The sequence below is a fragment of the Flavimobilis rhizosphaerae genome (assembly GCF_014852685.1).
Taxonomy (GTDB): Bacteria; Actinomycetota; Actinomycetes; order Actinomycetales; family Cellulomonadaceae; genus Flavimobilis; species Flavimobilis rhizosphaerae.
Map to the genome: position 1 here is coordinate 288,927 of NZ_JACZDF010000002.1, position 24,077 is coordinate 313,003.

The 24,077-nt window shown below is 67.2% G+C and carries 17 protein-coding genes; all 17 read left to right on the forward strand.

Translation table 11 applies throughout. The features are described from left to right. Positions 1–186 precede the first annotated feature (186 nt). Positions 187–1,092: a hypothetical protein gene (locus IGS67_RS04640; RefSeq protein WP_192278366.1), complete on the forward strand. Its 906-nt coding sequence runs from the start codon at positions 187–189 to the stop codon at positions 1,090–1,092. A 103-nt stretch (positions 1,093–1,195) separates the two neighbouring features. Further along, complete coding sequence (locus tag IGS67_RS04645; protein ID WP_192278369.1) at positions 1,196–1,414, forward strand: Flp1 family type IVb pilin; 219 nt, start codon at positions 1,196–1,198, stop codon at positions 1,412–1,414. A 77-nt stretch (positions 1,415–1,491) separates the two neighbouring features. Further along, positions 1,492–2,190, forward strand: coding sequence for a hypothetical protein (locus IGS67_RS04650; RefSeq protein ID WP_192278371.1), 699 nt, complete (start codon positions 1,492–1,494; stop codon positions 2,188–2,190). A 95-nt stretch (positions 2,191–2,285) separates the two neighbouring features. Further along, a complete protein-coding gene (locus tag IGS67_RS04655; RefSeq protein WP_210767059.1) occupies positions 2,286–4,847 on the forward strand; it encodes a DUF5702 domain-containing protein in 2,562 nt (853 codons plus the stop codon). A 47-nt stretch (positions 4,848–4,894) separates the two neighbouring features. After that, the gene (locus IGS67_RS04660) at positions 4,895–5,419 is read left to right on the forward strand and encodes a TadE family protein (protein ID WP_192278375.1); all 525 of its coding nucleotides are present in this window, start codon (positions 4,895–4,897) and stop codon (positions 5,417–5,419) included. 269 nt (positions 5,420–5,688) lie between these two features. Further along, positions 5,689–6,228 (forward strand): prepilin peptidase, encoded by a 540-nt coding sequence (locus IGS67_RS04665; RefSeq protein ID WP_192278377.1) that lies wholly within the window; start codon positions 5,689–5,691, stop codon positions 6,226–6,228. Next, positions 6,228–7,550, forward strand: coding sequence for a WG repeat-containing protein (locus tag IGS67_RS04670; protein WP_192278379.1), 1,323 nt, complete (start codon positions 6,228–6,230; stop codon positions 7,548–7,550). The genes IGS67_RS04665 and IGS67_RS04670 overlap by 1 nt, the downstream gene beginning before the upstream one ends. A gap of 5 nt (positions 7,551–7,555) precedes the next feature. Then, the gene (locus IGS67_RS04675; RefSeq protein ID WP_192278381.1) at positions 7,556–8,875 is read left to right on the forward strand and encodes an FHA domain-containing protein; all 1,320 of its coding nucleotides are present in this window, start codon (positions 7,556–7,558) and stop codon (positions 8,873–8,875) included. A 790-nt stretch (positions 8,876–9,665) separates the two neighbouring features. Continuing rightward, a complete protein-coding gene (locus IGS67_RS14300; protein ID WP_192278382.1) occupies positions 9,666–10,583 on the forward strand; it encodes an OmpA family protein in 918 nt (305 codons plus the stop codon). A 130-nt stretch (positions 10,584–10,713) separates the two neighbouring features. Beyond that, the gene (locus tag IGS67_RS04685) at positions 10,714–11,082 is read left to right on the forward strand and encodes a hypothetical protein (RefSeq protein WP_192278384.1); all 369 of its coding nucleotides are present in this window, start codon (positions 10,714–10,716) and stop codon (positions 11,080–11,082) included. 67 nt (positions 11,083–11,149) lie between these two features. Further along, positions 11,150–11,839 carry an OmpA family protein gene (locus IGS67_RS04690; protein WP_192278386.1) on the forward strand — a complete coding sequence of 230 codons (690 nt, stop codon included), beginning with the start codon at positions 11,150–11,152 and terminating at the stop codon, positions 11,837–11,839. 77 nt (positions 11,840–11,916) lie between these two features. Continuing rightward, on the forward strand, positions 11,917–12,891 hold the full coding sequence (locus tag IGS67_RS04695; RefSeq protein ID WP_192278942.1) for a hypothetical protein: 975 nt from the start codon (positions 11,917–11,919) through the stop codon (positions 12,889–12,891). Positions 12,892–13,041: 150 nt separating this feature from the next. Then, positions 13,042–16,551: a DNA-directed RNA polymerase subunit beta gene (gene rpoB / locus IGS67_RS04700; RefSeq protein ID WP_192278388.1), complete on the forward strand. Its 3,510-nt coding sequence runs from the start codon at positions 13,042–13,044 to the stop codon at positions 16,549–16,551. Positions 16,552–16,668: 117 nt separating this feature from the next. Next, the gene (locus IGS67_RS04705; RefSeq protein ID WP_192278390.1) at positions 16,669–20,547 is read left to right on the forward strand and encodes a DNA-directed RNA polymerase subunit beta'; all 3,879 of its coding nucleotides are present in this window, start codon (positions 16,669–16,671) and stop codon (positions 20,545–20,547) included. 473 nt (positions 20,548–21,020) lie between these two features. After that, positions 21,021–21,395 carry a 30S ribosomal protein S12 gene (gene rpsL, locus IGS67_RS04710; RefSeq protein ID WP_102509361.1) on the forward strand — a complete coding sequence of 125 codons (375 nt, stop codon included), beginning with the start codon at positions 21,021–21,023 and terminating at the stop codon, positions 21,393–21,395. Further along, positions 21,395–21,865: a 30S ribosomal protein S7 gene (gene rpsG / locus IGS67_RS04715; RefSeq protein ID WP_102509360.1), complete on the forward strand. Its 471-nt coding sequence runs from the start codon at positions 21,395–21,397 to the stop codon at positions 21,863–21,865. The genes rpsL and rpsG overlap by 1 nt, the downstream gene beginning before the upstream one ends. A gap of 93 nt (positions 21,866–21,958) precedes the next feature. Then, the gene (fusA, locus tag IGS67_RS04720; protein WP_192278392.1) at positions 21,959–24,061 is read left to right on the forward strand and encodes an elongation factor G; all 2,103 of its coding nucleotides are present in this window, start codon (positions 21,959–21,961) and stop codon (positions 24,059–24,061) included. The last annotated feature ends 16 nt before the right edge of the window (positions 24,062–24,077 follow it).

Genomic DNA, 24,077 nt, shown 5'->3' on the forward strand with positions numbered 1-24,077 from the left:
GGCGAGGCGCGCGAGGGCGCGCACCGGCACGGTCCGGGTGTCCGCGTTCGGACGGCGCCGGAGCCTCTTCCTATCTGTTGCGAGCCCTCTGAGGCGACCGTATGCTCACGGCGCAACGAACTTGCAGAACGCGATCAGGGGTGTCGGGGGCCAGCGTGCTCCGTGGTGCCTTGGGAGGAACCGATGATGACCAGGCACAGCCGCACCCGTTCACGCACGACGCTCGCCGCTCTGGTGCTGACACCGCTCCTGCTCGTCGCTGCGTGCGGGGGAGACCCCGCGCCGGCGCCGACCACGCCCCAGGCCGGGAAGACGTCCTCTGGTTCGGGAGGGCCCACGGTCGAATCTCCCTCGGGTGGTGACCTCTGCCCGAGCGTCGACAACCTCCGCGACGACACGATCACGAGCTACGCCTCGTTCGGTGACATCGTCGGGTTCGACGACGAGGTCGCGGAACGGGTCGGGACGACGTGGCGCCACTCGATCCCGGTCACCCTCACCAACCCGATCTCCGCCCAGTGCATGATCCAGGTCGGCATCACCGTCACCGGTTCCGGGGGCAGCTATATGGAGGACTCGGTCGTCGCAGTCCTCGACGCAGGTGCCTCGGTCAACATCCAGGCGTTCGCGCTCGAGCGGGAGTTTGAGTTCGAGAGCGACACCAAGGACGCGAGCCCGACCGAGGATCTCGACATCAAGGTCTCGTGGGTCCAGACGTCGCCCGTGTACGACTACTACGACGCCGACCTCAAGGTCGAGCCGCTCACGGGCGAGGGCGGCGACACCCTGCTTCCCGTCTCGGTCGTCAAGCGCGGGACGAACGACGGTATGCCGAAGGCGTTCGGCATCATGTCGACCGACTTCCTCTACGTCGTCGGGCTCGACGCGTCGGGGACGGTTGTCGCGTCGTTCTACACGTCCCAGGCCGAGTTCATCAACTCGGGGGAGACCGGGACGATCAATCTTCCCGCGACCTACGCGGGAGCGTGGAACGGCGGTGGAAAGGCCTTCCAGGGGTTGGCCGCGTTGGAGGACGTCGCCGAGTACAAGGTCGTCGCCTACCAGCCCAACGCTATGCAGCCCGACGCCTGACACCACCCACCAGGGCCCGTCGATCCCGGGCCCAGAGCAGCACACGCACGTCATCGCCAACCAGCACACGCACGTCATCGCCAACACAGAACAGGGGATTCCCATGTACAAGTTCCAGGCCGCCCTCCTCGGACGGATCGACGACCTGCGCCTCGCCATGCGCTCGGACCGCGGCGAGGTCAACATCATCGCGACGGTGCTCCTCATCGTTATCGCGGTCGCCCTCATCGTGCTCTTCCGCGAGAAGATCGGTGGTTGGATCAACGACCTCATCGAGACGATCGACGGCGGGGTCAACGACGTGAACTCGAAGAGCATCTAGTGCGACGCGGTGCCACGGAGTCCTCCGTGGCACCGCGGCTGCGCGGCAGGGGTCGGCACCGAGGCGGAGGAGGGGGCATGAGCCCACGAGTACAGCGGCGACCGGGGGGATCCTCAGGAATGATCGTCGTCGAGGCGGTCTTCGTCTATCCGGTGGTCTTCATGGTTCTCGCACTGGTGCTCTTCCTCGGGGACATTTACTACCAGCGGGCCAGGGTCGAGGCGATCGTGCTCGACGCGTCGATCCGGGGGGCGTCACAGGTCGCTAGCGCATCGCTGCCGAAGATCGCGATCAACCCGGACACGGGTCGTGGTTCGCTCGACCCTTCGGAGATCCGGAACGACCCGTATCGCTACATCTTCTCGGGCACAGCAGGCACCGCGACGGACGAGGCGCTCAGAGGGACCCGGACGCTCGTCGACGAGCTCCTCAACGCAGAGACCGCGAGCTTCTTCGGCCTTGCCCCGAAGTTCGACGGTCGCGGCGCCACAGTGACGTACGAGTCGAAGATCGTTCGTGGCGAGGTGTCCGTCGAAGCCTCCTACGGAATAGGGGTTCCGGTGCACAAGGCACTCATCCCTAGCGGCGAGGTGCGTCTCAACCTCGACGCACGCGCGACGTCAACGGTCACACCCATGGGAGAGCTCGTGCGCAACATCGACATGATGGATGACCTCTACGAAGCGTCGGGCGGCAAGGAGATCGGGGACTCGGTGGAGACGATCGCGACCGCGGTGTCGAACTTCGAGAGCGCCATCGCAGGGATCGTGAAGTGAGGACCGGCGCAAGCACGCGGCCTCGCGTCACGTTCGGGCGTCGCCGACGGCGTCATGGTTCAGGTTCGCCCGGTTCGGTCACGCTCATCCTGACGATGGTGCTCGTTCCCGTCGTCGCCCTCGCAGGGATGTTCGTCGACGGTAGCCGCGGCGTGCTCGCGCGCTCGGTCGTCCGGTCCGCCGAGCAGCTCGTCATCAACGATCTCCTCGCCCAGCACGACGACGACCTCCGCAAGACGTTCGGGCTCCTCGCAGTGCTCGAGGCGGATGGCCTCGGTGCCGACGCGACCGCGCTGCTCGAGACGGCGGTGTCGTCCGGGGAGGGCGGCGACCTGCTGCGGATCGAACTCACGGGCGAGGCCGGCAGCGCGTCGGTCGTCGCGAACGCGAACCTCGGACAGTCAAAGGTCCTCGCGAACCAGATCGTCGAGTACATGAAGTACCGCGCACCTGCCGACTTCCTCAGTCAGCTCGCCGACTCCATCAACTGGTTGCGCAACCTCGAGACCAAGCTGGACGTCATCAAGAAGCGCATCGACGGCATCAACAAGCTCGCCAAGCTCATCGAGGCAGTGAACAAGCTGTTCGAGACGATCGAGAAGCTCATTCCGGCGATGGCGGAGGCAGAGACCGCTATCGAAGCGGTCGACGGTCTCCTCGCGACCGGCCCGGACAGCCTCGAGTCCCGCCTCAAGAACCTGCTCGAGGCGAGCATCGCGAACGACCTCGACCCGTCGGACAGCAACGGGCGCGCACTCAAGGCCGCACAAGCGTCGGTCGACGAGGCGCGCACGCTGCTCGAGACGGCTCGGTCGAAGGTCGGGACCGTCATGACCCTGTCCCTCGATCTCAACCCTGTCGACGTCCAGAAGGCGGCCAACTCGCTGCTCGAGTACGTCGATAAGGAGCTCAAGCCGGCGATCAAGAAGGACAAGGACACCGGGAACGCCGAGGCGAACGACGTCGCGGACGCCGAGGGCGACGCGGGAATGATCGAGTCGATCGCGCGTGCTGTTCTCAAGGACGTCGTTGACGAGCTGCCAGCGGTCGACCGCGAGGAGCTCACGAAGGCCGCCGAGCGCTTCATCAAGGACTCGAAGGACATCCTCGAGAAGAAGTACACCCCGTACAAGATCAACGGACTGATCCTCGACGGGATCGCCGCGGCGCGCGACGGCATGAAAGACGCGATCGCGAAGGACGACTTCGAGCTCGACGACGCGGCGCTCAAGGCGTTGCTGGGCTTCGGCTGGACGAAGATCTACGAGACGTTCCGGACCGACATTCGAGGCCCGTTCAAGGACCTCACCAGTGCGGTCCTCCTCTCGGTGACGAAGAAGTGGGTCGACACCAAGCTGGTGAAGATCAAGGACGCGGTCGGGCGCTACGTCGCCGAGAGCGTTGCGGATGAGGTGACAAGCTCCGCCAAGGAGAGCTTCAAGGCAATGATCATCGGCCTGAAGAACCAGGCTGCCGAGCACGTCGAGTTCACCAAGGGACTGTTCGAGAAGAAGGCGACGCCGCTCGAGGCCGGCGTTGGCGCGTGGGACGAGCGCCCGAGCGTCACCGGTGAGGTCATCGAGATCGACGGTGCGATCGGGAGCTTCGCCGACATCGACGACGACGCGACGGATGAGGTCAACACCAAGGCCACCGGGCTGCTCGACAGTGTGCTGAGCCTGCTGGGCAAGCTCGGAGACTTTGCCGAGCATGTGAGGGACGGGATCTACTTCGCCGAGTACGTCACGGGGATGTTCACGTACTCGTCTCTGAAGAATGTCTCGGTCACGGCGCAGGAGTCGGACGTCCAGAGCTGTCTCTTCAGCTCGGCCTGCGCCGCGCAGAAGAGCAAGAAGGACAACGAGGCGAAGGCGAAGGCGGACAAGGAAGGGAAGCGGCCCGCCGAGACCGGTGCCGTGTCGACGGGCGATCCCGGGAAACGGATCTCTCAGGAGAAGTACCCGGCCAAGTGCTGGAGCGACACCTGCGCGACCGAGGTCGAGTACATCCTCACAGGGCTCGGGAACGCGGCCGCCACCTACGGTTTCATCACACTGATCCGGATGGCTGTCAACACCATCGTGGCTTTCCGCGACAAGCTCGTGACGTCTATCCGCACCGTGGTCGCAGCTATCTGGCCGATCGCGTGGATGGCTCCGGCCGTGCCGTTCATCGCCGCGCTCCTGCAGACCTACAGCGACCTTTCGAAGCTCGACGGCGGGCATCTCGTGCCGTTCATGCACGAGAACATCAAGGTCCTGAGGTTCGACGGGGCGCTCGGCAAGGAAGCGCTCAAGATCGGCTACATCTCGAAGGATTATCTAGGCCAGTCGGACCGTGACTACTCGAACAACACGAAGAAGATGCAGGGCCTGTCGCTCGGATACGTTCACTACCTCAAGATCTTCCTCATCTTCTGGTGGAGCGGACGCTCGGATGAGATGCTCGCCCGGACGGCCGACGTCGTGCAGTTCAACATGCACTACATGGACCGCGGCGACGTGAGACTCGTCAACGCGGCGACCGCCTTTACGGTGTCGACCGAGTACAAGGTGAAGCCTTTCGTCTCGACTTTCTTCGGGGGGACCGACTCAGGTGCGGGCCTCTTCGCAGGTGACAAGGGCACCTTCAGACTCACCAGCGCCGGGGGGTTCTGATGCGAGGCGCATGCCTGAGGTCGACCCGGGGGAGCGGGGGCTACCTCGTGCTCGAGGCCGCCATCGCGATCCCGATCTATCTGTTCTTCATGTTCCTCATCCTCCAGCTGAGCTCCGTCGCGATCGTCCAGGCGAAGGTGTCGACAGCGGTCAACCAGGCAGCGGTGTCGTTGTCCCAGGCGAGCTACATGAAGTCGACCTCGGTGACGCAGGACGCCGGCGTGGTCATCACTGCGGTCGAGAAGCTCGTGACGCTGTTCACCGGCGGCTCAGGATCGGAGTCCACCGACAACCCGTTCACCCTCATGCGCACCGACACTCCGGACCCCGAGATGGCCAGCAGGGTCGTGAAGTCAGAGCTCGCGTCGCAGGATGCGACGCTCAAGAGCCTCGGGCTCGTCGGCGGCGCCGGCGGGGTGGAGTTCGGCGACAGCACGACCGTCCTCACGGGCGAGAAGGTCCACCTCGAGGGGACGTACGAGGTCCGGTTGTGGTTCTTCGGCGAGCGGCGCATCAGCATGATGGCGGCTGCGGAGACCGCGCGCTGGGGCGATCCTGAGGTTGCGAAGTGACTCCGGGTGTCGTCATCGCCCTCACCGCGTGCGCCGCGTGGGTGGCAGCTTGGTATCTGCGGGTCGTCCCAGTGGGAGCGTCCTCGTCGCTGCCGAGCGCAGGGCTGGCCGATGGTGCGGGCGATGGCGTCGATGCTGCGGCGGAGAGCGCTCCGGATCCTTCAGGCTCGAGCGTGGCGGCGGGGGCGGGGCCGGTGTCGCGCGCTGGGACCGATCTTGCAGAAGCGGCGCTGGCTGCCGATGCCCGGCCCGCGGTACGGTCCCTCGCCGTGCTGGGTCCGTGGGGCGTCCTCGCCCTCGTCGTGGTCCTCGCGGTGCTGTGGATGCCCGCGGAGCTCACCGCGACGTACCAGGTCCGTATCGCGATGGTGCTCGTGGCGCTCGTCCCGGTCGCGGTCGTGGATCTGCGCCATGGCGTCGTGCCCGACTCCGTCCTCGTGGCTCTGCTGGGCGTGAGGGCCGTGGTGCTCGGTATCGATGTCGCCAGGGATGTTCCGGGTGTCTGGCTCGCGCTGCGTGCGGAGGTGGCCGTCGCGGTCGTCATCCTTGCTGTGCTCGGGCTCGCGCGGCTCGTCAACAGGCGGAGCATCGGGGTCGGCGATCTCAAGCTGTTCGCCGTGCTCCCGCTCCTCCTCGGCCCGCAACTTGCGATCTGGTCGATCATGGCGTCGTTCGTGGCGGCGTTCGTGTATACCGTGTTCGTCCTCAGCACGAAGCGCAGGTCGAGGCGTGCTGCTATCCCGTTTGCGCCGTTCGTGCTTCTCGGAACGCTCGCAGCCGTCGTTCTTGTCTCTCTACCTGGATCGTGATGCGTCGCAACCGTCTTGTCGTGCTCGCCGTTCTCGTCGTCGTCGTGGGCGGAGGGTGGTGGAGCCTTGCGCGGACGAACATCTCGCTGCGCGAGAGCTACGAGGAGAACGTCGTCGCGGCGCGTGACGCCGCGAGCCGCGGCGTCACGCGTGACGTCGTCGCGGGATATGAGGCAGCTCTCAAGCTGCAGCCCGAGTGGCCGCTCCAGCGGGAGCTGCTCGACTACCTCGCTGCGAACGAGAGCCACGACGTCTACGGGGCCGCGCTCGAACGCGCGCTCCGTGGGTTCCCTGACCAGGCGTTCCCGTACGAGGAGCTGCTCCGGATCGCGCTGGAGGACGGCGACCACGACACCGCGTACGAGATCCTCGACAGGGCGGTTGGGGCATCCGTGTCGAGCGACCGGCTCACGGCGGCGTCTGTCGAGATCGCCTATGACTACGAACTCAGCGGCTCCGGCTATGTCGACGCGATCCCGTTCGTCAACGGTGTCGCAGCCGTGGCGACGAGCGGTGGTTGGCGTCTCATCGACAGCTCGGTGCGCTCCCTCGGGCCGTCGCACGCCAAGATCGGGCCTGCTGGTGACGACTCGGTGCCGGTCATCGACGACGAGGGAGGCCCATACTTCGTCGATCTGGCGGGGGCCCGCAGCCTCGCTGCGACCCGGACGAGCTACACACGTCTCGGGCCCAAGGTCGACGGCATCTTCCCGGCGCAGCGGAGCGACGGACGTTGGGTGTATCTCGACGAGTCCTACATGCCGGTCATGGCTGACGCAACGTTCGACGAGGCTGGTGTCTTCTCGGATGGCCTCGCCCCGGTCCGGGTGGGCGAGACCTGGAAGGTCGTCCGACGTGACGGGACGGTCGTCGTCGACGGGCTGCTCGAGGTGGCTCTCGACGCCCAGGGTTCGCTCGGTAGCAGCGGTCGGTTCTTCGGACGTACGAGCGACGGGTTCCGGATGTTCGATGCCTCGGGTTCGACCGTGTCGGACCTGGTCCTCGAAGCGGCCCACCCCTTCGCGGACGGCGGTGCCGCGGTGCGGTCCGGCGGGGCCTGGGGGTTCATCGATCCTCAGGGCGCCTGGCTCCTGCAGCCGACGTACGAGGATGCTCGGTCGTTCGCGGTCGGCCTTGCTCCCGTCCAGCAGGGTGGCATGTGGGGCTACGTCAACGGTGCGGGCACGCTCGTCATCGAGCCGGCTTTCCGCGCGGCGACAGCGTTCACGCCCTCGGGCGCGTCCTTGGTGCTCGTCGCTGGGCCATCGGAGGGCGATGCCGCGAGCTGGAAGATCCTTCAACTTCTGCGCCACAAGAGGTGACAACTGTGTTCGAGTCAGAGACGGCCGGTGGGCGTACGCATCTCGTGCTCGTGGCGGACGACTCCGCCATCGACAACGTCGTGTGGGGGATGGTCACGCACAACGAGATCGGGCGTGTCATCGTGCCTCAGCGCAGCGCGCTCGACGGACGGACAGTCTTCCGGTACGACATCACGGGTCTTGTGCCACTGACCGAGATGCGTGAGCACAGCGGCAGACGGCAGACCGTTCTCACACTCGTCGACGGTCTGGTCGAGACGCTCGTCGAGGCTGAGAAGTTCATGATCGGTGTCGAGTCCTTCGCACTGACACGTGACCACGTGTACATCGATCCGGAGTCCTTCGTACCCAGCGTCCTCTGTGTGCCGTTGCGCGAACGCGCTGCTGATGACCTGGCGGCATCGCTCCGTGAGTTTCTCCTCCACCTCTGGTACGACCGTGCAGAGGACCGCGACTACGTCGGCGAGCTCGTCGCGGTGCTTCCGCCGTCGGTTCCGGTGGACCTCGGCCTCGTGTCGCGTACGCTCCGGAACCTCGAGGTCGGACGGGGCGAGCCGAGCCCGGTCGTGGGAACCCCGCAGTTCCACACAGGGCCGCCGCCGGGCGGTCCCCCGACGTCGCACGGTGTGGTGGCGCCGCCGCCACGTGACCGCGCCGATCATCGCTCGACGGATCAATTCCCGTCGCCGGAGGCTCCCTTGCCGCATGTCCGTCGCGGTGAGCCGGGCGGGGCGGGTGACGAGAAGCCGATGAGCCTCCTCTACCTTCTCCAGCACTGGACCAAGGAGAACAAGGAGCTCTACGAGCAGCAGCGACGAGGGCGGTCGGAGACGCAGCCCGCGGTGCCGCAGCCCGTGGCCCCGCACGTCGTCGCTCCGCAGCATGGAGCCACCCCGGTCGGGCACCCCGCCGCCGTCGTGGATCACGCTGCTGGCGCTCTCGCAGTGCCGCAGGTCATCGCGGAGAACTACGCCGCTGGGCCGGTGGCGGGTGCCCCTGCGACCCCGCAAGGGCAGCCCGGCGGCCCGCCGGCCGTGCATGCGTGGCTCCGACGGGAGTCGTCCGGGGAGGTCATCGCGCTCGACAAGCAGGTCATGGTCCTCGGTCGTCGTCGCGCGCGCGTCGACATCGCGATCTCGGGCGATACCGTGAGCAAGAACCATGCGCTCCTCTACGCGGAGGGCGCTGGGTGGGCGCTCACCGACAACGGCTCGACGAACGGGACGTTGGTCGACGGCGCGCCTGTTGAGCGCTACGTGCCCGTCCGGCTTGCAGCGGGATCAACCATCCAGATCGGCGACGAGGTCCTCACGCTCATCCTGTGACGGGGTCCGCGCTCCTTCCCCCCCCGGCTCGTGAGGTCGACGCGGAGGCGGGGGAGCGGTCCTGTCGTCACGGTGGCACCCCTTCCGGATGTGCTGCGGCGCGAAGTCGTCTGTGCGCCTCTTCTGGCGCACTGGCTCTCACCCTTCAGATGGCGGGCGTCACAGGACGATCTCGAACCGGTCCGGTGCTCGGACGTGCCACTGCGGTCGACGCCCGTCAGCAGCGGCCGGGAGGCGCCACACCTCACCAGGCGGGTTGCCGTGTGCAGCCACGCGCATCGTGCTGGCGTCCCGCGCTGGCGCACGGCCCGACGTCGTACCCGCCGTCGGCGGGACGGTGGCCGCGTGGGACGATCCTCTGCGGAGCTCGGCGGCTGACTTGCTGCCCGTCCCGGTTGTCGTGCGTCGCGACGTCCTCGTGCGACCGGACGCCGATCCTGCGGCGACGACTGTGGCGGTTCACGCATCGAGCGCGCACCGCTTCCTCGACGTCCCCATCGGCTGAGGTCGCGTCATGGGCGGGACGTCGTTCCGGATGGGGTGAGCGTCGAGGTTTGTTGGCTTCGCCCGGGGTGCCGCGCCAGTGGCGGTTACGGAGATGAGGGGGAGTTCCGTGGGCGATCGTAGAACCTGTGCGTGGGGTGCGTCGGTGGCTCTCGTCGTGGCGATGGTGGCGGCCTGCTCGCCGTCAACGACGGGAGAGGGTGCCCCGACGACTCAGCCGACGACGACTGCTCGGACACCGAGCGAGGATGCTGCGGCGACACCGGCGCCGACTGATGCTCCTCCCGTGCGTCCTGTGGGTTCGGTTCCCATCACGGTGACGACCGCGCCCGACATGACTGCCACGATCGGCGGGGAGGTCACGGCGTGGGTACACCCGGTCCAGTCCTCCGCTGCCGAGGGTCGTTCGCTCGCGACTGTCGAGATCGTCGGTGGATCGGATGCGGATCCGGAGTCGTCATCGTTCATCCCGCTGTTCGAGGACGGTCCGGTGTCGTTCGAGCCTCGAGGGCTCAAGCTCCTCGATCTTGACGCGGGTCTCGCGTCGTCGCCGCTGCGCGCAGGCGACGAGGTTGCAGCTGTTGTCGACGACGTCCGGCTCGCTCCGGGTGGGACGCGGATCCTGACGGCTGCCTTCCCTGCGGTGTCGTCGCCGACGCTCTCGGTGCATGTCCCTGGTTTCGACATCGTCCAGGTCCCTGTGGTCGAGCAGGGGTCGGACCATTGGCTCGAGACTGCCAAGCCGTGGGCGGGTTCGGCCGCTCTTGCCGGTGCGTTCACGTCCCTCGAGGCCCGTGCGATGAGTCTGGTGACGAAGTCGACGGTTGAGGTGGCTGGCGATCAGGTACTTGTTGAGCTGCCGGCTGATGTGCTGTTCGCGTTCAACAAGTCGAACCTGTCGGGCAAGACGCAGAAGGTTGTCGACACAGCAGGGCGCAAGATCGCGGAGGCTGCGGCGGCGTCGGGCGAGATCACGGTGGTCGGTCACACGGACGATCAGGGTGATGCTGCGTCGAACACGACGTTGTCGAAGGCGCGTGCGGAGTCGGTGGCTGAGGGGCTGCGTCCGATCCTGGGGGCAGTGTTCACGGTGAAGACCGAGGGGCGTGGTTCGAGCGAGCCGATGGTCGAGGGGGCGAGCGAGGAGGCTCGGGCTGCGAACCGTCGGGTGGAGATCACTCTCACGGGTCGCTCGGCGAACTAGCTGGTCGTCGTCGACGACGTGCCGACCGAGCCGCCTGAGACGACGGGCACGGTGGTCTCGGCGACGGAGACCGCGCGTACTGAAGGGTGGGTCGCTGTCGGACCCGGTCATCGACGTCAAGGTCGTCTCGGTGCGCCGCGTCGGTGGCAATCTCGTCGGGCGGCTCGAGGTCTCCGGGCCGGACGGTCCTGTGCTGTCGGATGTGCTGTTCGGGACGACGTCCTGGGTGGACTCACGGCCTGCGCGTGGTTCCTTTGACATCTCGAACGTCACGTTGCTGACGCCGGCGCAGCGGGTCCTTGCGAGCGACTTCGTCTCGGTCGGGGAGGCGGGGGAGTTCCACCGTCTCGTGGTCGACCCGAACACCAAGCTGCATCCTGGTGATGCGTCGCGTCCGCGGACGTTCGTGATGGTGTGGCCGGACGTGGATCCGTCGGCGACGACAGTGACGGTCGATGCTCCGGACGCCTACCGCTTCCTTGACGTCCCGATCAGCTGACCGGTACGTGTCGCGCTGCGTGCCCGTGATCGCTTCGGGCCGAGGTGAGGCCTTCCAATCGTCCAACATGGCCTTGTCGAAGGCGCGTGCCGAGTCCGTGGCGGATCGACTGCGTCCCATCCTCGGGTCGACGTTCGTCGTGAAGACCGAGGGGCGTGGCTCGAAGGAGCCGAAGGTCAAGAACACGAGCGACGATGCCCGAGCGGCCAACCGTCGTGTCGAGATCACGTTCACCGGTCGCTCGGCGAACAAGCTCGTCGTCGTCGACGACGTACCGGCCGAGCTCCCCGACACCTTGGGCGCGGTCGCGACGGGTCTTGGAACGGCACGCGTGCCGGCGCACCAGCTCAACCCCGAGCTCGATGCGCGGGTCGTGTCGCTGCGTCGGGTCGGGGGGCAGCTCGTCGGGGTGCTCGAGATCGCGGCACCGACGACGCGTGCGTCGACCGGGTTCCTCTTCGGCGATGCGGTTCGCACGCTCGGCAACAGGGCGGAGCGTGGCTTCGGCTTCGTATCGATCGCGAACGTCTCGCTGCTCACGCCGACGACACGCGTGTTCCCCGTCGACTTCCGGCCCGGGACGGGCACCAACCCGGACGAGCGGCGGGTCCTCGGGTCGCAGGTCGCAGAGATGCTTCCCGTGCCGGGTGGGCCGCACCGGTACGTGTTCGTGTGGCCCGACGTCGACCCGTCGGCGTCGACCGTGACGGTCGACGCCCCGGACGCCTATCGCTTCCTCGACGTCCCGATCAGCTGATCTCATCGCGTCGGCGGGGACTGCTCACGGTGGAGTTCGCAGGCCCTGCCGACCTCGCTCAGAACAGCAGGGCTTTCATGAGCATCTTCATGGGGCCCGAGGGCGGTTCGCTCCAGACAGGTTTCACGATCTTCGACCCATCGACGGGCACGTCGGCACGGCCGTTGGGGACCGGTGGCACGTGGGCGGCCGAGAGCGACAAGCTCGAGCTGTTCCCGGGGCAGACGACAACGTTGACGCTGGGCTTCCCCCCGGTGGGTGGGGCCTCGATCTTCGTCATGGTGCCGGGCTTCGACGTCGTCGAGGTCCCGGTCGTGCAGGCGCCCGCAGCGCAGATGCCGGGCTCGGCGGCGACGTGGGCCGCGTCGTCGGAGAAAGCGGGGTCCTTCGTGCCGATAGGTGGCTGCGCGGCTGTGTTCGCCGCGGGCAAGGGCTCGCGGGAACCCAAGGTCGAGGGCACGAGCGCGGAGGCTCGGGCGGCGAACCGACGAGTCGAGATCACGTTCACAGGTCGGTCGGCGAACAAGCTTGTCGTCGTGGAGGATGTGCCGACCTCGCTGCCGAAGACGGCGGGCGTCGTGGTCCCGGGAACGGGAACGGCTCAGCTGCCGGCGGACGGCACGAACCCGAAGCTCGAGGCGCGGATGCTGTCGTTGCGTCAGGCGGGCGGCCAGCTGGTCGACATCCAGGGGAAGTCCGTGCACCGGATCCTGGGCTCGGGCGCGGACCACGTGCCTTCCGGGCAAGGGCGTCCTGTTGCGAGGTTCGCCGCGATGCTCGCAGGCATCTTGCCGTACGAATACGCGCGGCGTGCGGGGCTTGCGGCGGCCTGTTATAGTCGCGAGTTGGCGTGCCTGTGGCGCGTCGCAGCCTCATGCATCAGATGGCGGGCGTGTGAGGACGAGTTCGAACCCCTCGCGGGGTTGTTGCCCGGTCGGGCTGAGGTGCTCTTCGATCGCCTCGCGCGACCGGGATACAGGTGTGATTCACCGCACCTGACCAGGATGGTTGCCCTGTGCAGCCATTCGCATTATGCTAGCGCTTTGCGCTGACGTGTGTCCTGACGTCTTGCCCGCCATCGAATCCCTGCACGCGCCGCCCACGGTATCCCACCGCTGGCCGGAGCTATGCGCGGAGCGAGGCCGGCGGTCGGGTCCGCCGAGGCGCCCAGCGTGCACTCGAACCGCAGGGAAGGACCCCTCTTGGCTGCCTCGCGCACCCCTTCTGCACCGTCCGCCGACGCGATCGCGAACCGCACCGCGTCGCCGCGTCTCTCCTTCGCAAGGATCTATGAGCCCCTCGAGGTCCCTGACCTCCTGGGTCTCCAGACCGAGAGCTTCGACTGGCTCCTCGGCAACGAGAAGTGGCAGGCGCGTGTCGCCGCTGCGCAGGAGTCGGGGCGTCGTGACGTCCCGACGAAGTCGGGCCTCGAGGAGATCTTCGAGGAGATCTCCCCGATCCAGGACTTCGGCGAGACCATGGAGCTCGCGTTCTCGAACCACCGGTTCGAGCCGCCGAAGCACTCGGCCGACGAGTGCAAGGAGAAGGACTTCACCTACGCGGCGCCGCTGTTCGTCACGGCGGAGTTCACGAACACCAGCACGGGTGAGATCAAGAGCCAGACGGTCTTCATGGGTGACTTCCCGCTCATGACCGAGCGCGGCACGTTCATCATCAACGGCACCGAGCGTGTCGTCGTCTCCCAGCTCGTCCGTTCGCCCGGCGTCTACTTCGAGCGCACGCCCGACAAGACGTCGGACAAGGACATCTTCTCCGCGAAGATCATCCCGAGCCGCGGTGCATGGCTCGAGTTCGAGATCGACAAGCGTGACGCCGTCGGCGTGCGCGTCGACCGCAAGCGCAAGCAGTCGGTGACGGTCCTCCTCAAGGCCCTCGGCCTCACGGAGTCCGAGATCCGCGAGGAGTTCGCGGAGTTCCCCGCGGTCCTCGACACGCTCGACAAGGACACGGTCCAGACGCAGGACGAGGCGCTCGTCGACCTCTACCGCAAGATCCGTCCGGGCGAGCCGCCGACGGTCGAGGCGGGCCGCAGCCTGCTCGACAACTTCTACTTCAACTCCAAGCGCTACGACCTCGCGAAGGTCGGACGCTACAAGCTCAACAAGAAGCTCGGCCGTGACGCGGAGCTCGAGGCGTCGGTTCTCGAGGTCGCGGACGTCGTCGCGACGATCAAGTACCTCGCGTCGCTCCACGCGGACAAGTCGACGATGGCGGGCCTGCGCGATGGCGAGGCCGTCGACGTCCGTGTCGAGACCGACGACATCGACCACTTCGGCAACCGTCGCATCCGCGCTGTCGGTGAGCTCATCCAGAACCAGGTCCGCACGGGCCTGTCGCGCATGGAGCGTGTCGTGCGTGAGCGCATGACGACCCAGGACGTCGAGGCCATCACGCCGCAGACGCTCATCAACATCCGTCCCGTCGTCGCCTCCATCAAGGAGTTCTTCGGGACGTCGCAGCTGTCGCAGTTCATGGACCAGAACAACCCGCTCGCGGGTCTCACCCACAAGCGTCGTCTCTCGGCGCTCGGCCCGGGCGGTCTCTCGCGTGACCGCGCCGGCATGGAGGTCCGCGACGTCCACCCGTCGCACTACGGCCGCATGTGCCCCATCGAGACGCCTGAAGGCCCGAACATCGGCCTCATCGGCTCCCTCGCGTCGTTCGGCCGCATCAACCCGTTCGGCTTCATCGAGACGCCGTACCGCAAGGTCGTCGACGGCCTCGTCACCGACGAGGTCGAGTACCTCACGGCCGACGACGAGGACCGGCACATCATCGCGCAGGCCAACCAGCCGCTGACCGCGGAGGGTGCGTTCGTTGACGCCCGCGTCACCGTCCGCATGAAGGGTGGCGAGGTCGACCTCGCGCCCCGCGGCGACGTCGACTACATGGACGTCTCCCCGCGCCAGATGGTCTCTGTCGCGACCGCACTCATCCCGTTCCTCGAGCACGACGACGCCAACCGCGCGCTCATGGGCGCGAACATGCAGCGTCAGGCCGTGCCGCTCGTCCGCTCCGAGGCGCCGCTCGTCGGCACCGGCATGGAGTGGCGCGCCGCGGTCGACGCGGGCGACGTCATCGTCGCGACGCGTCCGGGCGTCGTCACCGAGGTCTCCGCGGACCTCGTGACGGTCGCGAACGACGACGGCACGAAGACGAGCTACCGCGCGTCGAAGTTCCGCCGCTCGAACCAGGGCACGTCGTACAACCAGCGTGTCCTCGTCGACGAGGGCCAGCGCGTCGAGGTCGGTTCCGTCCTCGCCGACGGCCCCGCGACCGACGGCGGCGAGCTCGCGCTCGGCCGCAACCTCCTCGTCGCGTTCATGTCGTGGGAGGGCCACAACTACGAGGACGCGATCATCCTGTCGCAGCGCCTCGTCCAGGACGACGTCCTCTCCTCGATCCACATCGAGGAGCACGAGATCGACGCGCGTGACACGAAGCTCGGCCCGGAGGAGATCACGCGGGACATCCCGAACGTCTCCGAGGAGGTCCTCGCGGACCTCGACGAGCGCGGCATCATCCGCATCGGTGCCGAGGTCGGGGCCGGCGACGTGCTCGTCGGCAAGGTCACGCCCAAGGGCGAGACCGAGCTCACCCCGGAGGAGCGCCTGCTCCGCGCGATCTTCGGCGAGAAGGCGCGCGAGGTCCGCGACACGTCGCTCAAGGTTCCTCACGGCGAGTCCGGCACGGTCATCGGCGTCAAGGAGTTCCGTCGCGAGGACGGCGACGAGCTCCCCGCCGGCGTCAACGAGCTCGTGCGCGTGTACATCGCGCAGCGCCGCAAGATCACCGCAGGTGACAAGCTTGCCGGCCGTCACGGCAACAAGGGCGTCATCTCGACGATCCTCCCGGTCGAGGACATGCCGTTCCTCCCCGACGGCACGCCGGTCGACATCATCCTCAACCCCATGGGCGTCCCCGGTCGTATGAACGTCGGGCAGGTCCTCGAGGTCCACCTCGGCTGGATCGCGTCCCAGGGTTACGACGTCAAGCTCGCCGAGGGCGACCTCGAGTGGATCAAGACGCTCCCGGAGACGGCGCTCGCGTCCGAACCAGGCCGCCCGCTCGCGACCCCGGTGTTCGACGGTCTCGAGGAGGAGGGCCTCACGGGTCTCCTCGGTTCGACGCTGCCGACGCGTGACGGCGACCGGCTCGTCGGCGCCGACGGCAAGGCGCGGCTCTTCGACGGTCGCTCCGGCGAGCCGTTCCCCGAGCCCGTCTCGGTCGGCTACATGTACATCCTCAAGCTGCACCACCTCGTGGACGACAAGATCCACGCGCGGTCGACGGGTCCCTACTCGATGATCACGCAGCAGCCGCTCGGTGGTAAGGCGCAGTTCGGTGGACAGCGCTTCGGCGAGATGGAGGTGTGGGCCCTCGAGGCGTACGGCGCGGCTTACACCCTCCAGGAGCTCCTCACCATCAAGTCGGACGACGTCCCCGGCCGTGTCAAGGTCTACGAGGCGATCGTCAAGGGCGAGAACATCCCCGACTCGGGCATCCCGGAGTCCTTCAAGGTCCTCCTCAAGGAGATGCAGTCGCTCTGCCTCAACGTCGAGGTGCTGTCGTCCGACGGCGTCTCGATCGAGATGCGGGAGTCCGACGACGAGGTGTACCGCGCTGCGGAGGAGCTGGGCATCGACCTGTCCCGCCGTCCCAACGCGGCCGCCACGATCGACGAGATCTGACCTCGGGCGCGCGGCCCGCTCCGCACACGATGCGGGCCGCGCGAGCCTGACACCACTTTTTCGAGAATGACGCCGGGGCGGGGGCCCCGCCCCGGCGGACCACGGAAGTAGGACACATTGCTCGACGTCAACGTCTTCGACGAGCTGCGTATCGGACTGGCGACCGCGGACGACATCCGCGCCTGGTCGCACGGTGAGGTCAAGAAGCCCGAGACCATCAACTACCGCACCCTCAAGCCTGAGAAGGACGGACTCTTCTGCGAGAAGATCTTCGGTCCCACCCGGGACTGGGAGTGCTACTGCGGCAAGTACAAGCGCGTGCGCTTCAAGGGCATCATCTGCGAGCGCTGCGGCGTCGAGGTGACGCGCTCGAAGGTCCGTCGTGAGCGCATGGGCCACATCGAGCTCGCTGCGCCCGTCACGCACATCTGGTTCTTCAAGGGTGTGCCCTCGCGCCTCGGCTACCTGCTCGACATCGCCCCGAAGGACCTCGAGAAGGTCATCTACTTCGCGGCGTACATGATCACGTCGGTCGACGCCGACGGCCGCCACGAGGACCTCCCCAACCTCCAGAACGAGATCGACCTGGAGAAGAAGGAGATCACCGACCGTCGCGACAACGAGATCGAGACGCGCGCCAAGCGCCTCGAGGACGACCTCGCGACGCTCGAGGCCGAGGGTGCTCGCGCCGACGCGCGCCGCAAGGTTCGCGACTCCGCCGAGCGCGAGATGGCGCAGCTGCGCAAGCGCGCGGACGCCGAGCTCGACCGCCTTGAGGAGGTCTGGGACAAGTTCAAGAACCTCAAGGTTGGCGACCTCCTCGGTGACGAGATGCTCTACCGCTCCCTCGCCGACCGGTACGGCAACTACTTCGAGGGCTCGATGGGCGCCGCGGCGATCCAGAAGCGCCTGCAGGACTTCGACCTCGTGGCCGAGTCCGAGCTGCTCCGCGAGATCATCGCGACCGGCAAGGGCCAGAAGAAGACCCGCGCCCTCAAGCGACTCAAGGTCGTCAACGCGTTCCTCACGACGACGAACTCGCCGTCGGCGATGGTCCTCGACGCCGTCCCCGTCATCCCGCCGGACCTGCGCCCGATGGTGCAGCTCGACGGTGGACGCTTCGCGACGTCGGACCTCAACGACCTGTACCGCCGCGTCATCAACCGCAACAACCGCCTCAAGCGGCTCCTCGACCTCGGTGCGCCCGAGATCATCGTCAACAACGAGAAGCGCATGCTTCAGGAGGCCGTCGACTCGCTGTTCGACAACGGCCGTCGTGGCCGCCCGGTGACGGGCCCCGGCAACCGTCCGCTCAAGTCCATCTCGGACATGCTCAAGGGCAAGCAGGGGCGCTTCCGTCAGAACCTCCTCGGCAAGCGTGTCGACTACTCCGGCCGTTCGGTCATCGTCGTCGGTCCGCAGCTCAAGCTCCACCAGTGCGGCCTGCCCAAGCAGATGGCGCTCGAGCTCTTCAAGCCATTCGTCATGAAGCGGCTCGTCGACCTCAACCACGCGCAGAACATCAAGTCCGCCAAGCGGATGGTCGAGCGTGCGCGCCCGGTCGTGTGGGACGTCCTCGAAGAGGTCATCACGGAGCACCCGGTCCTCCTCAACCGTGCTCCCACGCTGCACCGTCTGGGCATCCAGGCGTTCGAGCCGCAGCTCGTCGAGGGCAAGGCCATCCACCTGCACCCGCTCGTCTGCGCGGCGTTCAACGCCGACTTCGACGGCGACCAGATGGCTGTCCACCTGCCGCTGTCCGCCGAGGCCCAGGCCGAGGCGCGCATCCTCATGCTCTCGAGCAACAACATCCTCAAGCCGTCGGACGGCCGTCCGGTGACCATGCCCTCGCAGGACATGATCATCGGTCTGTTCCACCTGACGTCGGACCGTGAGGACGCCGAGGGCGAGGGGCGTGCGTTCGCGTCGGTCGCCGAGGCGATCATGGCGTTCGACCAGGGAACGCTCGACCTCAACGCGGTCGTGAAGATCCGGATGAGCGACTTCGTCGCCGGCGCGGACTTCGAAGCGCCCGAGGGCTGGGAGACCGGTCAGCCGCTCCTCGTCGAGACGACGCTCGGCCGCGCGCTCTTCAACGAGACGCTGCCGATCGACTACCCGTACTACAACGGCGTCGTCGACAAGAAGCAGCTCTCGGCGATCGTCAACGAGCTCGCCGAGAAGTACCCCAAGGCCGAGGTTGCCGAGTCGCTCGACGCGCTGAAGTCCGCGGGCTTCCGCTGGGCGACGCGCTCGGGCGTGACGATCGCCATCTCCGACGTCACGACGCCGGACGACAAGCGCGAGATCCTCGACGCTCACGAGGAGCGGGCGCTCCGCGTCCAGGGCCAGTACGAGAAGGGCCTCATCACGGACGACGAGCGTCGTCAGGAACTCATCGAGATCTGGACCCAGGCGACGGACAAGGTCGCGTCCGCGATGCGCTCGAACTTCGAGGGCCGCGCACGCAACACCGTCTACCGCATGGTCGGTTCGGGTGCGCGTGGTAACTGGATGCAGGTCCGTCAGATCGCCGGTATGCGCGGTCTTGTGGCGAACCCGAAGGGCGAGATCATCCCGCGCCCGATCAAGTCCAACTACCGCGAGGGTCTCTCGGTCGTCGAGTACTTCATCGCGACCCACGGTGCACGTAAGGGCCTGGCCGACACGGCTCTCCGTACTGCCGACTCGGGTTACCTCACGCGCCGTCTCGTCGACGTCTCGCAGGACGTCATCGTCCGCGAGGAGGACTGCGGCACGGAGCGTGGCCTCACGCTCCCGGTGTCGGAGAAGCGCCGTGACGGCTCGTTCACCCGCCACGGGAAGGTCGAGACCTCGATCTACTCGCGGACGCTCGCGACCGCGGTCGAGGTCGACGGCAAGGTCATCGGCGAGGCAGGGGAGGACGTCGGCGACGTCCTTATCGACGCCCTCGTCGAGGCCGGCGTTCCGGACCTCAAGGTGCGTTCGGTCCTCACGTGCGAGTCGCGGGTCGGGACGTGCGCGAAGTGCTACGGCCGTTCGCTCGCGACCGGCAAGCTCGTCGACATCGGTGAGGCCGTCGGTATCATCGCGGCGCAGTCGATCGGTGAGCCCGGCACGCAGCTGACGATGCGGACGTTCCACACCGGTGGTGTGGCGTCGGCCGACGACATCACGCAGGGTCTGCCGCGTGTCACGGAGCTCTTCGAGGCCCGCACCCCCAAGGGTGAGGCGCCCATCGCGGAGTTCTCGGGACGCATCACGATCGACGAGTCCGACCGTTCGCGTCGTCTCGTCCTCACGCCGGACGACGGCGGCGAGGAGATCGCGTACCCGGTGACCAAGCGTGCCCGTCTCCTCGTCTCCGACGGCGAGCACGTCGAGGTCGGTGCGCAGCTCGTCCAGGGTGCGGTGGACCCCAAGAAGGTCCTGCGCATCCTCGGCCCGCGCCAGACGCAGAAGCACCTCGTCGACGAGGTCCAGGAGGTCTACCGCTCGCAGGGTGTGGACATCCACGACAAGCACATCGAGGTCATCGTCCGGCAGATGCTCCGTCGCGTGACGGTGCTCGAGTCGGGCGACACGACCCTTCTCCCGGGCGAGCTCGCGGAGCGTTCGCGCTTCGAGGACGCCAACCGGGCAGCGGTCGCCGAGGGTGGCCGTCCGGCCTCGGGCCGTCCCGAGCTCATGGGCATCACGAAGGCGTCGCTCGCGACGGAGTCGTGGCTGTCGGCAGCGTCCTTCCAGGAGACGACGCGCGTGCTCACGGAGGCTGCGATGAGCGGTCGTCGTGACCCGCTGCTCGGTCTCAAGGAGAACGTCATCCTCGGTAAGCTCATCCCCGCCGGGACGGGCATGCCCCGCTACCGCGACGTCAAGGTCGAGCCGACCGAGGCGGCGAAGGCGGAGCTCTACCCGAGCTTCGGCTACGACGAGATCGACTTCCCGACGCTCGGCTTGGGCTCGGGGGACGCGATCCCGCTCGACGAGATCGACTTCGGCGACTACCAGTGAGTCGTTGACCGACCGTCATGACCGAGAGGCCCGTCGCACGTGCGGCGGGCCTCTCGGCCGTCGGAGACCGGTGCGCGGGATCACAGTTCTCGCGTGCGCTCGTCCTTTGACAGTGCGGGATCGCCGTCGTTAGTGTTGGACACTGTGCCCGCGCCGTCGGGCATCCGCATGCGCACGGCCGGTTCGTCCGGCGGACGCGGCGGAGGCGATGCCCCGCGAAGTGGGCGTGACACCTGGTGCCACGCCGGCCTCCCGGGGGATCGACGCCGTGCCACGCACGGATGTTCCCGACGGTCATGCAGGCATTCCGGACGGCAGGGCTTCACCGCCCAGCCTGACGGACCATCGAGCCGGTGGTAGTTGGCGTTCCGTCCCCACGGAGTGGGGGCGGGTGTGCGCCGTGCTGCCGGCGCGACACAGACCACACCCGGCGGGGCGCGGCCCCGCTCAGCTCGAGAAGACACGGAGACGTAGTGCCTACGATCCAGCAGCTCGTCCGCAAGGGGCGGACCTCCAAGGCCGGGAAGTCGAAGACTCCCGCGCTCAAGGGCTCCCCGCAGCGGCGTGGCGTGTGCACCCGCGTGTACACCACCACCCCCAAGAAGCCGAACTCGGCGCTTCGGAAGGTCGCCCGTGTGCGCCTCTCGAGCCAGATCGAGGTCACCGCGTACATCCCGGGTGTCGGCCACAACCTCCAGGAGCACTCGATCGTGCTCGTGCGCGGCGGTCGTGTGAAGGACCTCCCCGGTGTTCGCTACAAGATCGTCCGTGGCGCGCTCGACACCCAGGGCGTCAAGAACCGCAAGCAGGCGCGCAGCCGCTACGGCGCGAAGAAGGAGAAGGCCTGATGCCTCGTAAGGGTCCGGCCCCGAAGCGGCCGATCATCGTCGACCCGGTCTACGGATCGCCCGTCGTCACGCAGCTCATCAACAAGGTTCTCCTCGACGGCAAGAAGACGACGGCCGAGGCCATCGTCTACGGCGCGCTCGAGGGTGTCCGCGCGAAGGTTGACGGCGACCCCGTCGTCGTGCTCAAGCGCGCGCTCGAGAACATCCGTCCGGCGCTCGAGGTCCGCTCGCGCCGCGTCGGTGGTGCGACCTACCAGGTCCCCGTCGAGGTCCGCCCGACGCGTCAGACGACGCTCGCGCTCCGTTGGCTCACCGACTTCTCGCGCGCCCGTCGCGAGAAGACGATGACCGAGCGCCTCATGAACGAGATCCTCGACGCCTCGAACGGCCTCGGCGCCGCGGTCAAGCGACGCGAGGACATGCACAAGATGGCGGAGTCCAACAGGGCGTTCGCGCACTACCGCTGGTGATTCCCGTGAGGCGCCCCGGACAACCCGGGGCGCCTCCGGCACGCGGGCTCGCGCCCGTTCGACGTCGACCTCCCACCACTAAGGGGAAAACTCGTGGCACTTGACGTGCTGACCGACCTGAACAAGGTCCGCAACATCGGCATCATGGCCCACATCGATGCCGGCAAGACCACCACCACCGAGCGCATCCTGTTCTACACGGGTGTCAACTACAAGCTCGGCGAGACGCACGATGGTGCCTCGACGATGGACTGGATGGAGCAGGAGCAGGAGCGCGGCATCACGATCACGTCGGCCGCGACGACCTGCTACTGGCACGACAACCAGATCAACATCATCGACACCCCCGGGCACGTCGACTTCACGGTCGAGGTCGAGCGTTCGCTGCGCGTCCTCGACGGTGCTGTCGCGGTGTTCGACGGCAAGGAGGGCGTCGAGCCCCAGTCCGAGACCGTCTGGCGCCAGGCCGACAAGTACAACGTCCCGCGCATCTGCTTCGTCAACAAGATGGACAAGCTCGGTGCCGACTTCTACTTCACGGTGAAGACGATCGTCGAGCGGCTCAAGGCGAAGCCGCTCGTCATCCAGCTGCCGATCGGTGCCGAGAACGACTTCATCGGCATGGTCGACCTCCTCGAGATGAAGGCTATGGTCTGGCGCGGCGAGACCAAGCTCGGCGAGCACTACGACGTCGAGGAGATCCCGGCGGATCTCCAGGAAAAGGCGGAGCAGTACCGCGCCCAGCTCATCGAGGACGTCGCGGAGGCCGACGAGGCTCTCCTCGACAAGTACCTCGGTGGCGAGGAGCTCACGGTCGCCGAGATCAAGTCCGGCATCCGCAAGCTCGTCATCGCCGGCGAGGCCTTCCCTGTCCTGTGCGGGTCCGCGTTCAAGAACAAGGGCGTCCAGCCCATGCTCGACGCGGTCATCGACTACCTGCCGTCGCCGCTCGACGTCCCCGCGATCGAGGGCACGAGCCCCAAGGACGAGAACGAGAAGATCGAGCGCCACCCCGACGCGAGCGAGCCGTTCTCGGCCCTCGCGTTCAAGGTCGCGGCGCACCCGTTCTTCGGGAAGCTCACCTACGTCCGCGTGTACTCGGGCAAGGTCGACCAGGGCGCGCAGATCCTCAACGCCACCAAGGGCAAGAAGGAGCGCGTCGGCAAGCTCTTCCAGATGCACTCCAACAAGGAGAACCCGGTCGACTCGGCGAGCGCGGGCCACATCTACGCGTTCATCGGCCTCAAGGACGTCACCACCGGTGACACGCTCTGCGACCCGGCGAACCCGGTGGTCCTCGAGTCCATGACCTTCCCTGAGCCCGTCATCGACGTGGCGATCGAGCCGAAGACGAAGGCCGACCAGGAGAAGCTCGGCGTCGCGATCCAGAAGCTCGCCGAGGAGGACCCGACCTTCCGCGTCAAGCTCGACGAGGAGACCGGCCAGACCGTCATTGGCGGCATGGGCGAGCTCCACCTCGACATCCTCGTCGACCGTATGCGTCGCGAGTTCAAGGTCGAGGCCAACGTCGGCAAGCCGCAGGTCGCCTACCGCGAGACCATCCGTCGCACGGCGGAGAAGGTCGAGTACACGCACAAGAAGCAGACCGGTGGTTCGGGTCAGTTCGCCAAGGTCCAGGTGACCTTCGAGCCGCTCGAGACGACGGACGGCCAGCTCTACGAGTTCGTCAACGCCGTCACCGGTGGCCGTATCCCGCGTGAGTACATCCCGTCGGTCGACGCCGGTATTCAGTCGGCGATGCAGCTCGGTGTCCTCGCCGGCTTCCCGCTCGTCGGGGTCAAGGCGACCCTCGTCGACGGTGCCTACCACGACGTCGACTCCTCGGAGATGGCGTTCAAGATCGCGGGCTCGATGGTTCTCAAGGAGGGCATTCGCAAGGCGGACCCCGTCATCCTTGAGCCCGTCATGGCGGTCGAGGTCCGTACTCCTGAGGAGTACATGGGTGACGTCATCGGCGACATCAACTCGCGCCGTGGCATGATCCAGTCCATGGAGGACGCCACCGGCGTTAAGGTGGTGCGTGCCCAGGTGCCGCTCTCCGAGATGTTCGGGTACATCGGTGACCTGCGTTCCAAGACGCAGGGCCGCGCCGTGTACTCGATGCAGTTCGACAGCTACTCCGAGGTCCCTCGGAACGTTGCCGAAGAGATCATCAAGAAGACCCGGGGCGAGTGAGTCCCCACAGGTCGAC

What these genes read in the sequence shown, in the direction of transcription:
- IGS67_RS04640 (WP_192278366.1), top strand. Translation starts at nt 187, where the DNA reads ATGACCAGGCACAGCCGCACCCGTTCACGCACGACGCTCGCCGCTCTG.
- IGS67_RS04645 (WP_192278369.1), top strand. Translation starts at nt 1,196, where the DNA reads ATGTACAAGTTCCAGGCCGCCCTCCTCGGACGGATCGACGACCTGCGC.
- IGS67_RS04650 (WP_192278371.1), top strand. Translation starts at nt 1,492, where the DNA reads ATGAGCCCACGAGTACAGCGGCGACCGGGGGGATCCTCAGGAATGATC.
- IGS67_RS04655 (WP_210767059.1), top strand. Translation starts at nt 2,286, where the DNA reads ATGGTGCTCGTTCCCGTCGTCGCCCTCGCAGGGATGTTCGTCGACGGT.
- IGS67_RS04670 (WP_192278379.1), top strand. Translation starts at nt 6,228, where the DNA reads ATGCGTCGCAACCGTCTTGTCGTGCTCGCCGTTCTCGTCGTCGTCGTG.
- IGS67_RS04690 (WP_192278386.1), top strand. Translation starts at nt 11,150, where the DNA reads ATGGCCTTGTCGAAGGCGCGTGCCGAGTCCGTGGCGGATCGACTGCGT.
- IGS67_RS04695 (WP_192278942.1), top strand. Translation starts at nt 11,917, where the DNA reads ATGAGCATCTTCATGGGGCCCGAGGGCGGTTCGCTCCAGACAGGTTTC.
- rpsG (WP_102509360.1), top strand. Translation starts at nt 21,395, where the DNA reads ATGCCTCGTAAGGGTCCGGCCCCGAAGCGGCCGATCATCGTCGACCCG.